The organism is Deinococcus psychrotolerans (assembly GCF_003860465.1).
GTDB classification, from domain to species: domain Bacteria; phylum Deinococcota; class Deinococci; order Deinococcales; family Deinococcaceae; genus Deinococcus; species Deinococcus psychrotolerans.
Genome location: NZ_CP034184.1, coordinates 455,471 through 468,269, shown reverse-complemented (window position 1 = coordinate 468,269; position 12,799 = coordinate 455,471). Strand labels below are relative to the sequence as shown.

The 12,799-nt window shown below is 59.2% G+C and carries 14 protein-coding genes; 7 read left to right on the top strand and 7 right to left on the bottom strand.

The annotated features are described in order from the left end of the window. Window positions 1-48: 48 nt before the first annotated feature. From EHF33_RS15960 to EHF33_RS15950, 3 genes are all read right to left on the bottom strand, one after another. Entirely contained in the window at window positions 49-1,068 is a 1,020-nt protein-coding gene (locus EHF33_RS15960) for an excalibur calcium-binding domain-containing protein (RefSeq protein ID WP_124873950.1), read from the bottom strand. Continuing rightward, complete coding sequence (locus EHF33_RS15955) at window positions 1,065-1,355, bottom strand: DUF3006 domain-containing protein (protein ID WP_124873948.1); 291 nt, start codon at window positions 1,353-1,355, stop codon at window positions 1,065-1,067. The genes EHF33_RS15960 and EHF33_RS15955 overlap by 4 nt, the downstream gene beginning before the upstream one ends. Before the next feature lie 499 nt (window positions 1,356-1,854). Then, a complete protein-coding gene (locus EHF33_RS15950) occupies window positions 1,855-3,153 on the bottom strand; it encodes an amylo-alpha-1,6-glucosidase (RefSeq protein ID WP_124873946.1) in 1,299 nt (432 codons plus the stop codon). A 366-nt stretch (window positions 3,154-3,519) separates the two neighbouring features. On the opposite strand from EHF33_RS15950, the gene EHF33_RS15945 reads away from it, so the two are divergent. The 5 genes from EHF33_RS15945 to EHF33_RS15925 all read left to right on the top strand — a co-directional run bounded on the left by EHF33_RS15945 (window position 3,520) and on the right by EHF33_RS15925 (window position 8,689). Next, complete coding sequence (locus tag EHF33_RS15945; RefSeq protein WP_164473569.1) at window positions 3,520-4,617, top strand: ROK family protein; 1,098 nt, start codon at window positions 3,520-3,522, stop codon at window positions 4,615-4,617. A gap of 75 nt (window positions 4,618-4,692) precedes the next feature. Then, a complete protein-coding gene (locus EHF33_RS15940; RefSeq protein ID WP_124873942.1) occupies window positions 4,693-5,916 on the top strand; it encodes an ABC transporter substrate-binding protein in 1,224 nt (407 codons plus the stop codon). 77 nt (window positions 5,917-5,993) lie between these two features. Then, window positions 5,994-6,872: an amidohydrolase family protein gene (locus tag EHF33_RS15935; protein ID WP_124873940.1), complete on the top strand. Its 879-nt coding sequence runs from the start codon at window positions 5,994-5,996 to the stop codon at window positions 6,870-6,872. Continuing rightward, complete coding sequence (locus tag EHF33_RS15930) at window positions 6,869-7,756, top strand: carbohydrate ABC transporter permease (protein WP_124873938.1); 888 nt, start codon at window positions 6,869-6,871, stop codon at window positions 7,754-7,756. The genes EHF33_RS15935 and EHF33_RS15930 overlap by 4 nt, the downstream gene beginning before the upstream one ends. Window positions 7,757-7,849: 93 nt before the next feature. Then, the gene (locus EHF33_RS15925; RefSeq protein ID WP_206431638.1) at window positions 7,850-8,689 is read left to right on the top strand and encodes a carbohydrate ABC transporter permease; all 840 of its coding nucleotides are present in this window, start codon (window positions 7,850-7,852) and stop codon (window positions 8,687-8,689) included. A 497-nt stretch (window positions 8,690-9,186) separates the two neighbouring features. Here the strand turns inward: EHF33_RS15925 and EHF33_RS21790 are convergent, their stop codons facing one another. Beyond that, window positions 9,187-9,312 (bottom strand): hypothetical protein, encoded by a 126-nt coding sequence (locus tag EHF33_RS21790; protein WP_277425538.1) that lies wholly within the window; start codon window positions 9,310-9,312, stop codon window positions 9,187-9,189. Between the two features lie 39 nt (window positions 9,313-9,351). On the opposite strand from EHF33_RS21790, the gene EHF33_RS15920 reads away from it, so the two are divergent. Further along, window positions 9,352-9,540, top strand: a complete 189-nt coding sequence (locus tag EHF33_RS15920; RefSeq protein WP_124873936.1) for a hypothetical protein — start codon at window positions 9,352-9,354, stop codon at window positions 9,538-9,540. A gap of 19 nt (window positions 9,541-9,559) precedes the next feature. Then, window positions 9,560-9,871, top strand: coding sequence for a hypothetical protein (locus EHF33_RS15915; RefSeq protein WP_124873934.1), 312 nt, complete (start codon window positions 9,560-9,562; stop codon window positions 9,869-9,871). A 300-nt stretch (window positions 9,872-10,171) separates the two neighbouring features. On the opposite strand, the gene EHF33_RS15910 is transcribed toward EHF33_RS15915, so the two are convergent. The 3 genes from EHF33_RS15910 to EHF33_RS15900 form a co-directional block, all read right to left on the bottom strand. Continuing rightward, the gene (locus EHF33_RS15910; RefSeq protein WP_124867809.1) at window positions 10,172-11,017 is read right to left on the bottom strand and encodes an IS3 family transposase; all 846 of its coding nucleotides are present in this window, start codon (window positions 11,015-11,017) and stop codon (window positions 10,172-10,174) included. Beyond that, window positions 11,014-11,313, bottom strand: a complete 300-nt coding sequence (locus EHF33_RS15905) for a transposase (RefSeq protein WP_124867807.1) — start codon at window positions 11,311-11,313, stop codon at window positions 11,014-11,016. The genes EHF33_RS15910 and EHF33_RS15905 overlap by 4 nt, the downstream gene beginning before the upstream one ends. 323 nt (window positions 11,314-11,636) lie before the next feature. Then, a protein-coding gene (locus EHF33_RS15900; RefSeq protein WP_124873932.1) for an IS3 family transposase occupies window positions 11,637-12,796 on the bottom strand; the annotation gives its coding sequence in 2 pieces (ribosomal slippage) (window positions 11,637-12,529 and window positions 12,529-12,796; 1,161 coding nt in all). Window positions 12,797-12,799 lie beyond the last annotated feature (3 nt).

The following is a 12,799-nucleotide window of genomic DNA, read 5'->3' as shown; positions in this document are numbered from 1 at the left end:
GCTAGAGGAAGCGAACTGGAGTAACAGTCATTCTCGTCAGCAGGTCGGTCACTCGCACCCGATCCCGTCTCCGTCACGGTCAAGCTTGCGGCTGTAGCCCGGCTCGCCCACCCGGATCGGCGCTTTGCCCGCCGCCCGGACTGCCGTACAGTTTGCATAACTGACATTGACACCTGCCGGTGGCGTGGCGGGGATGACCAGTGGAGTGGATTGAGATCGTGGCTGGGTAGTGGGCGTCGGCGTACTCTTCCCGCGCTCGGTCTTGATGGTGTACTGGCCGCCCGGCTGCACCGTCACGGTCACGGTGCCGTTTAGGTCGGTGCGGTAGACCGCTGCGCCTGCTTTGGCGTAGAGAGCGAGGGCTTGCGTCGTCGGATGGCCGTAGTTGTTCGGGCCGACGCTGATCACCACATTGCTGGGGCGCACTGCCGAGAGCCAGGCCGGGTGGTCACCGTTCTTCGCGCCGTGGTGAATGGATTTGTACACGTCGATGGGACCGAGGGCACTAGCCGGATACGTTTTGAGCCAGCCTTCGGTTTCCGCCGTCTCGGAGTCGCCCGTCATCAGCGCTTTGAAAGTGCCGTACTGGATGAGCAGCCCGACCGAATGGGTGTTCTGCTCTCCGGCTTTCATGCCGGGTGGCGGGGGAATGACCGTCACCTTGACGCTGCCCAGGTTGATGACCTGATCCTGTGCCACCAGCCCCTTGGTTCCTGCTTGCTGCGCTGCACTGGTGAGCTTGCTCCAGATCCGGGTCGTTCCAGCCAGGCCATTATTCAAGAAGAGCTGGGGCCTGAACTGCTCGACCACCGGCACCAAACCGGTGATGTGATCAGCGTCGGCGTGGCTGGCCGCGACCAGCGAGACGTTTTTGATCTGGTACTGCTGGATCAACTCGCGCATGCGGGTTTCGCTGCGGCCCCCGTCATAGATCAGGCTCTTGCCTTCCGGGGAGGTGATGAGCACCGCGTCACCCTGACCGACGTCAAGGAAGCGGATGATCAGATTGCCTTGGGCAGCAGCAGTGGAGGCCAGCAACAACAACCCCGTTGTCAGCCAGCGCGTCACAGGTCAATCTCCCCACTCGGCGCTTGGGCATTCAGGGCGTCAAGCTGGGTCTGGGCACCCTCGCGGCGGCGCTGGGTTTCGGTATGGTCGATCACTGCGCCCGCCTCGGTGACGAGCAGCACGTCACCTTCCTTGAGGCCAGCGGGCAATTGACTCAGCACAATATCTTGGGTACCGCCGTTGGGTAACTCGACTCGGGCGAGGTCTCCTTCGAGGCCGTCGATGATCAGCAGCCCGAGGGGCAAGGGGTCAGGGTGAGGCGCTGACTTGCGTTTGTGGCGAGACATGGGGATCAGAGTAGCGTGCTCACCGTCAGGAAAGCGCAGAAACGACAACTCAGGCTTCAGCGAGTGAAAACGCTGGAGTGTCCGCTCTTCATTCAAGGCTGGCCAGGAAGGGCTTACACGGGGCTGCTACGCGTTGAGATCAACTTGACTACTCAACCGTCGTCCTGAAGGCTTGCCAGGAGTTTTAGCTCTCCCACACCATCATCGGCGCAGCCGCCTCACTCGGCCGCCTCGTCGGTATGAACCCTGCGGCGCACACTGCCCTCATCGGATGAGCAGCTCAGCCCGTCAGCGAGGCTGGTTGCGGTCTAGCACTCACCTGCCTGCTGAAAGCGGCGTGATCTGGAATTCAAGACGAGCAACATAACCGCTGGAGGACACCGCCCAGCGTCGCCATATCCCCGAATGTCATTTCTAACCCACTGCGCGGAGAACCATAAAAACGGGTTAGGCCCACTGTGACCTGCTCCTGATCTCCGCACGGCTTAGGCCGGGATTTTTAAGGCTCGAAACTGGGAATCTGCCCGCCCAGTTGCGTTGAATGGAGATTGAGGGGAAGTGCTGGAATTTTCCCGAGTCTGACCGCTTGGTAGGCGCAGACGTACATCCCTGCCGACCAAGCCTGCAGGGGATGCCCCATCGGCCTGCCGGAGCGTCCGTGCAGCCATTCGTTGAATTCCCAGGGGCGGGTGCGGCCTTTTTCGTTGGCCAGCGCCAGACTATGCAGCGCTTCCTCTGCACGGCCACGCATGCCGACTTGTTGCAGGGTCAGCACGTAGAATCCGCCCAGAAATGGCCAGATGCCGCCGTTGTGGTACTGATCGGGCAGGTTCAGGTTGCGGCTGCGGAAGTGCTCTCGCCAGTCGCGCTCACCGGGATAGATCGGCGGAAAAAAGGCCTTCAGTGGAGCAGGATCGTCGGTGCCCGCCGCGTGGGCGTAATCCAGAATGCTGCTCGTCTGCTCAGAATCAGCCACGCCGAACAAGATGGCCAGCATGTTGCCAAACCCGTCGAAAGTGTTGCCAAATTCGCGGAAGCCTGCCCAGGACAGGTAAAACGGCTTCTCGGTCAGGGTGGCGGTATTCTGATAGAGGAAAAACCATTCCAGCCGCATGGCCCTGAGTTCCTCGAGTTGCTGCCCGAACTCGTGACCATTCCAGGGCCGGTCCAGCCACAGCAGCAAGTTGATCTTGCGCCGCACGTCGGCGGCCTGTTCCCGGAGCTGCTGACCCTCGCCTGATGCGCTGTCCAATGCAGCGCTGAGCTGCGCGGCGGCTTCCAAGGTGCCGACATAGAGCGCATTGGCATACAGCGTGTTGTAACGGGTCGAGTATAAGTCGGCCCAGTCGGCGGCCTCCGGCGCTTCGAGCAGGCCGCAGCCGTTCATGTCCTGGTACGCCAGCCAGGTCAGCGCCGCTTGAAGGCGCGGCCAGGCTGCCCGCAAAAAAGCCGCATCGCCGGTGGTCTGGTGATAAGCGAAGTGGCCCAGCACAAACCACATGTTGGCGTCGATGGCCCCGGCATTTTCGGTGGTCACTTCCCCGGTGCGCGTGTCTACATTCAGTGGAATCATGCCTAGTGCGCTCTGATGTGCGCCCAGCGTCTCTAAGCTGACCCGTACCGCCTGAATCAGCTCCTCGTCCCCGGTCATCAGCGCGCCCAGAGCCGTGATCGGCGCGTCTCTGGCCCACACCTGTGGATAGCCGCTGCCCAGCGAACTGGCTTTGAGGCCTAGCGGAGAGGCGCAGCCGCGCAGCACTTGAAGAGCTTCTTGGTATGCCTGCTCAACTTTGTCCATGTGATCCTCCATCCTCTGATCGCGCTGGGCGCAAATCTGCTTCGGAGCAGGCCGCCAGACAGGAAAAAAGGCAAATACACCCAGTCATCGTGCTCTGCTTTGCTCCTCTGACGCTCCCACAAAAATCCCTGAAGTGTGCCCCGCCCTGACGCTGATTTGAAGTGGCCTAACTATAGACGGTTATCCGCAAAGGGCCAATCAGGAGACATGCTGAGGATGCACTCGGTACAACGAACAAACAGGCCACTCTTGCTTGACTTGCCCGCACTTCAGGGCTACGCTTTCAGGTATCTCACCTAACTAAAGGCAACGTTGTCACGCTCCTCTCTGCAGATTGTTGGTTCGTTTGGACTCCACTGGAGGACTGTGAATATCGCTCAGCAGGTCTGGCTTCACATTCAGCAGTACGGCCCAGGTTCGCGCGCAGATTTGGCGCGGCATCTGCGGCGCTCCAAGCCTGCAACTTCAGCGGCCATCGACACGCTGCTGCAGCAAGATCTGCTGCTGGAACTGGGTCAGGGACGCAGCACACTCGGCAGGCCGCCCAAGCTGGTGAACCTCAACCACCGCTCCCGGCTGGTGGTGGGCGCGGAAGTGGACGTGCATGAACTGCGGTTAGGTCTGGGCGATTTGCGCGGCGACTTGTTGGAACAGCGTTCAGTTCCCTGGCGTGGCGGGGAAGCCAGCGGTGAACTGGGGCCAGCCTTGAAACGCGCAATCGACGCTCTCTGCGGGCCACAGGGCCAAGTCCCGCGTGCGCTGGCCCTGGGTCTGCCGGGTGTGGTCCGGGACGGCGTGGTGAGTCACGCTCCCAATTTGCCTGAACTCGAAGACCCCGCCACGCTCACGCGGCTGCGCAGTGAACTGAGCTTCCCCGTCTTGCTTTACAACGACGTCAATCTGGCCGCCGTCAGTGAAGCGCGCCCCGGTGAGTTGCTGGCCTTCGTCTCAATCGGCAGCGGCTTCGGTGTGGGCATCACCCAGGGCCGGGAGCTGCTGGACGGCCATCAAGGCAGAGCGGGAGAGCTCGGCTACCTGCCCGGCGCGGGCGGCGAGAATCTAGAACAGTTGCTGTCTGAAACCGGTTTGGCCCGTCTGCTGGGTTTGCAGGCCACGCAGCTGCTCCCGCTGCTGGCGGGGCGCTCCCCGGCCATCCTGGAGCGCGCGGCCATGCGCCCCTTCCTGAGCGCCCTTCTGAGCGCTCTGCAGGTGCTGACCCTCACGCTCGATCCTGCCCGGATCGTGATCGGCGGCAGGATCGGCAGCAAGTTGCTGGCGCAGCTTCCCAGTCTTCAGCGTCAGTTGCAGGAGAGCTTGCCGTTCGCGCCGCAGTTGTGCATTTCGCAGTTTCCAGACAGCGCGGTGGTGCAGGGAGCCGCACAGATGGCTGCCGCGAGGGCCAGCGCTGATCTGCTCGAGGAGTTGAGTGACCGTGCAAGACCACACCAGTCCGCCCACGCCTGAAAAGCGTACCGCACTCCCGACCGCGTTTAGCCGCCCGCTCATGCTCTCACGCCCGTTGCGGGCCGGAGGTTCCAAATGAAAAAAGCCACCTTGACGCTCCTCGCCAGCTTGATGCTGACCTCATCGGCCTCAGCGGCCACCAAGCTGGTGTTCTCGTTCTGGGGCGATCCCGCTGAAGCGCCGCCCTTTTTGGAGATCGTCAAGAATTTCAACGCCACCCATCCCGATATTCAGGTGGACTACCAGCAGACCCCTTGGAGTGGATACTGGACGAAACTGGACGCTCAACTGGCCGCCAAGGCTGGGCCGGACGTGATGTTCATCACCAACGTTCCCACTTATGCCAGCCGCGCTCAGTTGGAGCGCCTGGATTCATACATCGCTAAGGACAAATTCCCTATCGCGGACTACAACCCCGAATTTCTGGCGATTCACAAGTATAAAGGCGGCCTCTTTTCCATTCCGCGTGACAACGACACCATGGTGTTGTATTACAACAAAGACGCCTTCGACGCCGCCAAGCTTGCCTATCCCACCGACAAATGGAAGTGGGCTGATCTGCGGACCGCCGCCCTGAAACTCACGCAGCGCAGTGGCAGCCGGGTCAGCCGCTACGGCGTGATCCTGGAGAACAACAAGTGGCCGACGTTTGTGTATCAGAACGGCGGCAAGGTCTTCGACGATCCCTTCAACCCGACCAAATTCATGCTCAATGACCCCAAAGGCGTGCAGGCCATTCAGTTCCTGGGCGACCTCATCAACAAAGACAAAGTGGCTCCAGCGTTCCAAGAGATGGCGCAGATTGGCGACAGCACCCAACTGTTCAGCAGTGGTCAGGCGGCGATGGTGATGACCAACGCCGCCCGCCTGACCACTTTCAAGACTGCGCCGTTCAAGTGGGCGGTGGCTCCGCTGCCCACCGGTCCCAGCGGCCTGCGGGCCAACACGGTGGGCGGCGCGGGCTTCGCGATGAATGCCAACAGCCAGCACAAAGCCGAAGCTTGGACATTCCTTCAGTATTTGGCCGGTCAGCAAGGGCAAATCATCTTCGCCAAAGCGGGCGGGGCCGTGCCCGCCATGAACCGCGACAAAGCCGTCGCCGCCGCTTTCGATGTGCCATTCAAATCTGTTTTTCTGGCCGAGAGTGACCGTAAGGGCGTCTATCCCAACTTCGCCGCTTATGTCCAGATCACCAACACCATGCTCAACCCAGCGCTCGACACGGTCTGGAACGGTGAAAGCACCGCTAAAGCTGCGCTTGATAAGATCGCGCCCGACGTCAACAAGATGCTCAAGTAAACCTGAGCGGGGCGGTGGACTGGGGAACGCTCTCCGGCCACCGCCCCGATTCCTTTAATCCACAGGAGGTTTTGCCCTTGAAGATTATCGACGCACACGTTCACTACGGCCACTGGGATCGCCTGACGACGCGCGGCGCGGAGGACGGCTTTTTAGAAGAGATGGCTGAGGTCTGCGAGCAGGTGGGCATCGTCAAAATCGGGCTGCTGGCCAATCCGGGACGGGGCAACGACGCACTGGCGCGGGCGCTCGAGCAGCGGCCCGATCTGGTGATCGCCATGGGCCGACTCGACTTAGACCGCGACCCGGTCAGCACCGTCGAGGACTTTTATCAACGCGGCTTTCACGGCATCAAGGTGATCGGCGTGTCCAAAAACTACGACGATGAAGCCTACTACCCCTTCTATGAGCAGGCCCAGGCGCGGGGACTACGGATTCTGTTTCACACCGGGATTCTGGGCGGCCCGGTGGACTACCTGATGGGGGCGAAGGAAGACGCCTGGAAAGCGCCGCCCGAAGGTGAGGCAGAGGAGAAGTTGGTTCAGGAGCTTGGTCGGCAGATTCGCACCCGGCCCTACGGCTTTTCCAGTGCCCGGATGCAGCCGATCTACCTGGACACCATCGCCTTTTACTTTCCTGAGCTGTTCATGATCGGCGCACATCTGGGATGGCCGGATTACCGCACCGCCTGCGCGATCGCCCGCTGGCGGCCCCGGCTGTACTTCGATGTCAGCGGCGGGGACGTGGTGCACCACCACATCGTCGAGGGAGGCTACATTGGCCGCGAGATCTCGCCGCGCAAACTGGTCTACGGCAGCGACAGTGATCTCAACCGCATCGCCGGAGACGTCAAGCGCTGGAGAGACGCTTTTGACGCCATGGGGTTGAGCGCCGACGATCAAGAGCAGATCTTTTACCGTAACGCTGCCCATATCTTTGGTATCGGCGGCGCATGAGCGGCAGGATGGCCCGTGAGGAGACCCGCAGCGCGTGGCTCTTCTTGGCCCCCAGCCTGCTGCTGTTCATGGTGTTCGTACTGCTGCCGGTACTGGCGGCCTTCGGCATTTCGTTTTCCAGCTGGGATCTGTTTACCGCGCCGCACTGGGCCGGGTTGGACAATTACCGCCAGTTGCTGTTTGAGGACAAGCTGTTTCACAAGGTTATGCGCAACACCTTCTTCTACGTGATCTGGACGGTACCGGTACAGATGATCTTGGCGTTTTTCGTGGCGCTGCTGCTCAACCGGGGCGTCTGGGGCCAGAACGCCCTGCGCGTCATCTATTTTCTGCCGGTGGTGTCGTCCACGGTAGCAGTCGCGCTGATCTGGTCGTGGATCTTTAACAGCAACTTCGGCGTCCTTAATGCTCTGCTCAGTGCCGTGGGCGTACAGGACTTGCCGGGCTGGCTGAATTCGTCGAAGTATGCACTGCCTGCTTTGATTATCGTTGCCATCTGGCAGGGGCTGGGCTACTCGATGGTACTGTTCTTGGCGGGTTTGCAGGGCATCCCCCGCGAGGCTTACGAAGCGGGCGAGATCGACGGCGCGGTGGGCTGGAAAAAGCACCGCTTCATCACCCTGCCGCTCTTGTCACCCACCACTTTTTTCGTCGCCATCGTCAGTTTGATCGGCTCGTTTCAGGTGTTCGATTTGGCGTTCGTGATGACCCAGGGCGGCCCCGCGAACGCCACCAACACCATCGTGTACTACGTCTACCAGAACGCCTTCCAGTTTTACCGCATGGGCTACGCCAGCGCCGCTGCCATGATCTTGTTCGCTATTATCTTGGCCTTTACGCTGGTGCAGTACCGCTTGCAACATCGGTGGGTTCATTATGATTAAGGCTTGGATAGAGAAGCAGACCCGTTTTATTTGGGGAGAAGGGGGCGTCTGGTGACGGTAGAGACCACGCAACCACCTCAGACTCAGCTTCAAGTGAGCGGACGGCGCAGCCGGAACCCTACGCTCAACTGGGTCATTTTCGGCGTCCTGCTGCTGGGAGCACTCAGCATGTCCGCACCGTTTATCTGGATGATCTCCAGCAGTCTTAAAGCCCCCACCGAAATCTTCAAGTACCCGCCCGCGCTGCTGCCTGCCGAGGCGCAGTGGCAAAACTACACCCGCATCTTCAGCCTGATTCCATTCGGGCGGTTGATGCTCAACAGCTTGTTTGTGTCGCTGGCCGTCACGGCTTTGCAACTGCTGGTGTGCAGTATGGCCGCCTACGCTTTTGCCCGCCTGCACTTCCGGGGGCGTGAACTGCTGTTCTTGCTGTACCTCAGTGCCCTGATGATTCCCTCGCAGGTCACGCTGATTCCCAATTTCATCCTGGTAAGGCAACTCGGTTGGATTGACACGTACGCTGCGCTGATCTTGCCATTTGCTTTCAGCAGCTTCGGCACATTTCTACTGCGTCAGGCGTTTCTGACCATCCCCAGAGAGCTGGAGGAGGCCGCCCGCATCGACGGCGCGAGTTACGCGCAGGTGTTCTGGCGCATCATGCTGCCGCTGGCGCGGCCCGCGCTGGGTGCATTGGGGATTTTTACCTTCATCGCGCAGTGGAACAATTTTCTGTGGCCGTTGATCACCACCACCAGACCGGAGATGCAGACACTGACGGTGGGCTTGGCGGGTCTGCGTGGGCAGTACAACACCGACTGGGCGCTGCTGATGACGGGCAGCGTGCTGGCAATTTTGCCCATCTTCGTGGTGTTCGCCGTCGGCAACAAGTCCTTTATCCAGGGCATCACCGCTGGGGGATTCGGCGGACGCTGAAACCCCCTAGCCAAGTCATAGCTTTATCTGCTGGGTGCAATGGTTATGGTCTGAAATGCAGATGAAAGTCCGCAACTTTAAAATGCTCCGGGTTCGGTGCATCCTTAATCCATGAAGACCTACGTGCCGTTTGGCGCGTTCTCACGCCACCTCTAACCGTTCCAGCCGCTCTTCGGTGACCGCCGTTTGTTCAAGGGTTTCTCGAGTACCCTGCACGGCATTCTCGGCTCTGGGACTTCGTATCTCGCAGATCGCCCGTTGTGCGCCGACAACCACCCGCACCGAGCATGCCGAACGCTGTTTGCGCCGCTTGGTCCACAACCAAAATGCCTGTGCCCATCTGCGCAGGCCGCACAGTGAATGGACCGATTCTCTCAACCGGGTACGTTCACTGGACGGTCTTTCCGTGGTTTCCACGCCTGCGCCTTCCCCTCTTCAGTCATTAGTCCCCGTAGCAGGTGCTCGAGCACGTGGTGCTTTTGCAGCCCGCGCCAGCCTTAGCTCTGCAACTCAGCAACGAACGCTTCCAACTCCGAGCGGAACACAGGCTGCACGCGGACGCTCAACGTCTCGCGGGGCGGCGGCTGGACAGCCCAGGCGGCGGGGACTTCATGGGTGGTCATGACCTGAAATTTACCACGCGCAACTTCTATCTTTGATTCATGCCCCGCACTCAGCTCATCGACACCATTACCGGCGAGATCGGCTGGTTCGATATGGCTAGCCAAGCCCGCATTGCCTGCGCCATGCATGCCAGACAGATGCTGATCTGGGAACGCAGCCCGGATGACGTGTGGATTGCCGAGGGTGAGGAAGAGGCGTACCACGTCGAAGCGGACGCGCCGGAGTAACCCTTGCTACCATTACGTCATGTCCAGAAATGTCCTTATCCGTTTTGTTCGGCCACCACCCGTCAAAATCTCTGTGAGCAAAGCCGTCACCCGGACTCGCCAGTGGGACGGCGAGAAGATGGCCGCGTTCCTGCAAGAGGGCCTAGAGATCTGGGCAGCCGACAAGTATCCAGAATTCGAGATGCGAGTGGCTACATCACGCCAAGCCGAAATCCGCTTTGAGAACTGGAAGCCAGAGAAGAAAGACGCCGAGGAGCTGCGTGCTGAGATCGGAGAGCAGATCGGCTTGGTGATGGAAGGGATCGAACCGGAAGATTACCTGAGCGAGTGAGAGGAAGGTCACCTACCTGTCTCGATCGACCCTATGTTCTAACGCCTGCGGTCTATCTAAGCTTTTGACGACCGTTTGACGCTCCTCCTCTTATTCTTGCCTCTCAGATGTGAAACTATTCGTCCATTCGAGTTCAAGACTTTTTGGAGGTTGATGATGCAACGCAAAATGATCATGCTCAGTCTGCTTGCGCTCTGCGGTTTTTCGCAGGCCGCCCAACCCTGGTATGTCGGTGACTGGAAGTGCAACATCGATGGTCTGGAGTGAACCCAAAGCGCAGGACCAGCAGGCAAGTCACTTCTAGGCTGGATGATAGCGGGCGGCGAACTCGGCAGGTGGGACGTAGCCGAGACTGGAATGCAGGCGTTCTTGGTTGTAAAGCTTACCGATGAAGTGGTTCACATGGCGCTGTGCATCGTCCAGATCAGCATAATCTTGAAGATCAACCTCCTCTGTTTTGAGAGTTTTGTAGAAACTTTCCATGCGAGCGTTGTCGTAGGGATTGCCTCTTCTGGACATACTTGGCGTGATACCCATCGCCCGCAGGCGGGCGATATAGAGCCGGCTGGCATATTGGACACCTTGATCAGAGTGATGAAGGAGTCCAGGTGCTGGATTGCGAGCAGCAAGCGCGTTATTCAGCGCGGCCAGTGATAGGTCGGCGTCGATAAACTTTGACATTGACCAGCCCACGATCTCACGCGTGAAACTGTCCAGCACGCATGCCAAGTAGACGAAACCCTGCTTCACCCTCACATACGTCAGATCAGCTTGCCAGACCTGATCTGGTTGGGTTGGAATCACTTGTGGGAGCAGATTGGGGAAGCGTTTCTCGCTGTGAGTGGAATCGGTGGTGCGCTGGTAACGCCGCTTGGGTCGACACAATAAGCGATGTTCCCGCATGACCCGCAGAACGCGTTTGTGATTGATGGACTGCCCGCTGCGTGCCAGTTCGCGAGTGACCCGCCGATACCCATAGCCGTTCCACTTCAGCACCACTGCTTCAATGTCAGTAGCGAGTCGTTGATCTTGGTCGATGACTGCGCGGTTTCGTTGACGGAGGTACCACGACCGACTGACCGCATGCAGCTCACACAGGCGACGCACCGACACCGTGGGATGCGCGTGTCGCGCATCCGAGATCATTTGGTGCCTTTGTTCAAGCGGTACGTCGCCAGCGATTTTTTCAAGATGGTGTTTTCTAAGGCAAGTTGGCCGCAATACCGCTCCAGCTCAGCAATCCGCAGCTCGGCGCTGCGATCTGTGGCCACGCCGTCGGTGAAGGCGGCTTCTCCGCGCGCCTCGACCTCTTTGCGCCAACGGTGGATCAGGCTGGGCACTAAACCATGTTCCCGGCTGAGTTGAGCGGTCGTTCGCTGGCTTGAATTGATTTGGTTGACGACCTGAAGCTTGAATTCACGGCTGTGATTGCGTCCTGGCATGAATGCTCCTTCGCGCTGTGATCAGCCTAACGGCTGGTCGGGGCAAAGTGGCTTGGCCGTTGGTCCTCTCTAGGGGGTTCATTCCAGTCGAGCGGGTTGGATGGTCTGGCACGCAGAAGATAGTTCTCAGCCAGTGTGCAGCAAGGGGTCGTGCACCCGCATGGTCTACGGTGCGTTTAAGGATAGTCGAGGCCCAGGCAGCTGGATCAAACTTGCCGCTGGCAGTCAGTCTACGAACGACCTGCATTTCATCTACATGGGTGACCTGATGCCCTGGTTTCTGAGATACGACCTGGGCTTGCCCCGATTTTGCGTAGTTGAGGTTAAGCGGCTGTAGCTTGGCGTTCGAAGTCAGCGGGTGTCAAGTAGCCTAGAGACGAGTGGCGGCGCTGACGGTTATAAAAGACCTCAATGAACTCGAAAATGGCTTGTCTGGCAACTGCTCGGGTCTCGAAGATCGTCTCCTCGAACAGCTCCCGTTTCAGGGAGCTGAAAAAGCTCTCCACAACGGCGTTATCCCAGCATTCCCCTTTGCGGCTCATACTGCACTTCGCCTGAATCTGTGCGAGTGCAGATTGAAACAGATGGCTCGTATACTGACTTCCTTGGTCGCTGTGATGCAGCAAACCTGGTGGTGGATTTCGGCGCTGGACAGCCATGTGCAACGCTGCCAGTGGCAGCGTTGCAGGCATGTACGCATCCATTGCATACCCCACTACCGTTCGGGAAAACAGATCGAGGGTGACAGCCAAGTAGAGCCAGCCTTCTTTCGTGGGAATGTAGGTCAAATCGGCGGCCCAGATCTGGTTGGGCTGCTGGACGTTGAACTGGCGATCAAGCAGGTTTGGGCAGACTGGATCGCTGTGATTACGGTTGGTCGTGCGTACTGAGCGGTGCTTTCCTTTAGCTCGCAGCCCACCAATACGCATCAAACGGGCAATCCTCTTCTTGGAGACCGACAATCCTTCGGCTTTCAGCTCCGCATGAATCCGTGGGGCACCGTAGCGTGCCTTGCGGTGGTGGTAGACATCGTGGATGCGCTGCTTCAGCAGCGCGTCCTGTTGCTGCTGATTGGAGATGGGCCTTCTTCGCCAACTGTGGTAGCCGCTCACTGAAACCTCCAGCACCCGACACATGATGTCCAAGCGGTACTGGGATCGGTAGTCATGAATGAAGCGGAATCTCAGTACGTAGTTTCTTTGGCAAAGAAGGCCGTCGCTTTTTTCAGGATTTCACGTTCTTGGCGCAGGACTTTAACTTCCTTGCGGAGCCTGCGAATCTCTTGTTGGTCGGCGGTCAGTAGTTGCTGACCATGACCGGGGAATGCGGCATGGCCAACCTCTTGCTCAGCGCTCATCCATTTACGGATGAGCGAAACACTGACGCTCAGGTCGCGGGCGGTACTGGAGACGTTGCCGTTCGTTCGGGCAAGCTGCACGGCGTCTCGTTTGAAGTCAGCGGTATGGATTCTGCGGTTTGTCATGAT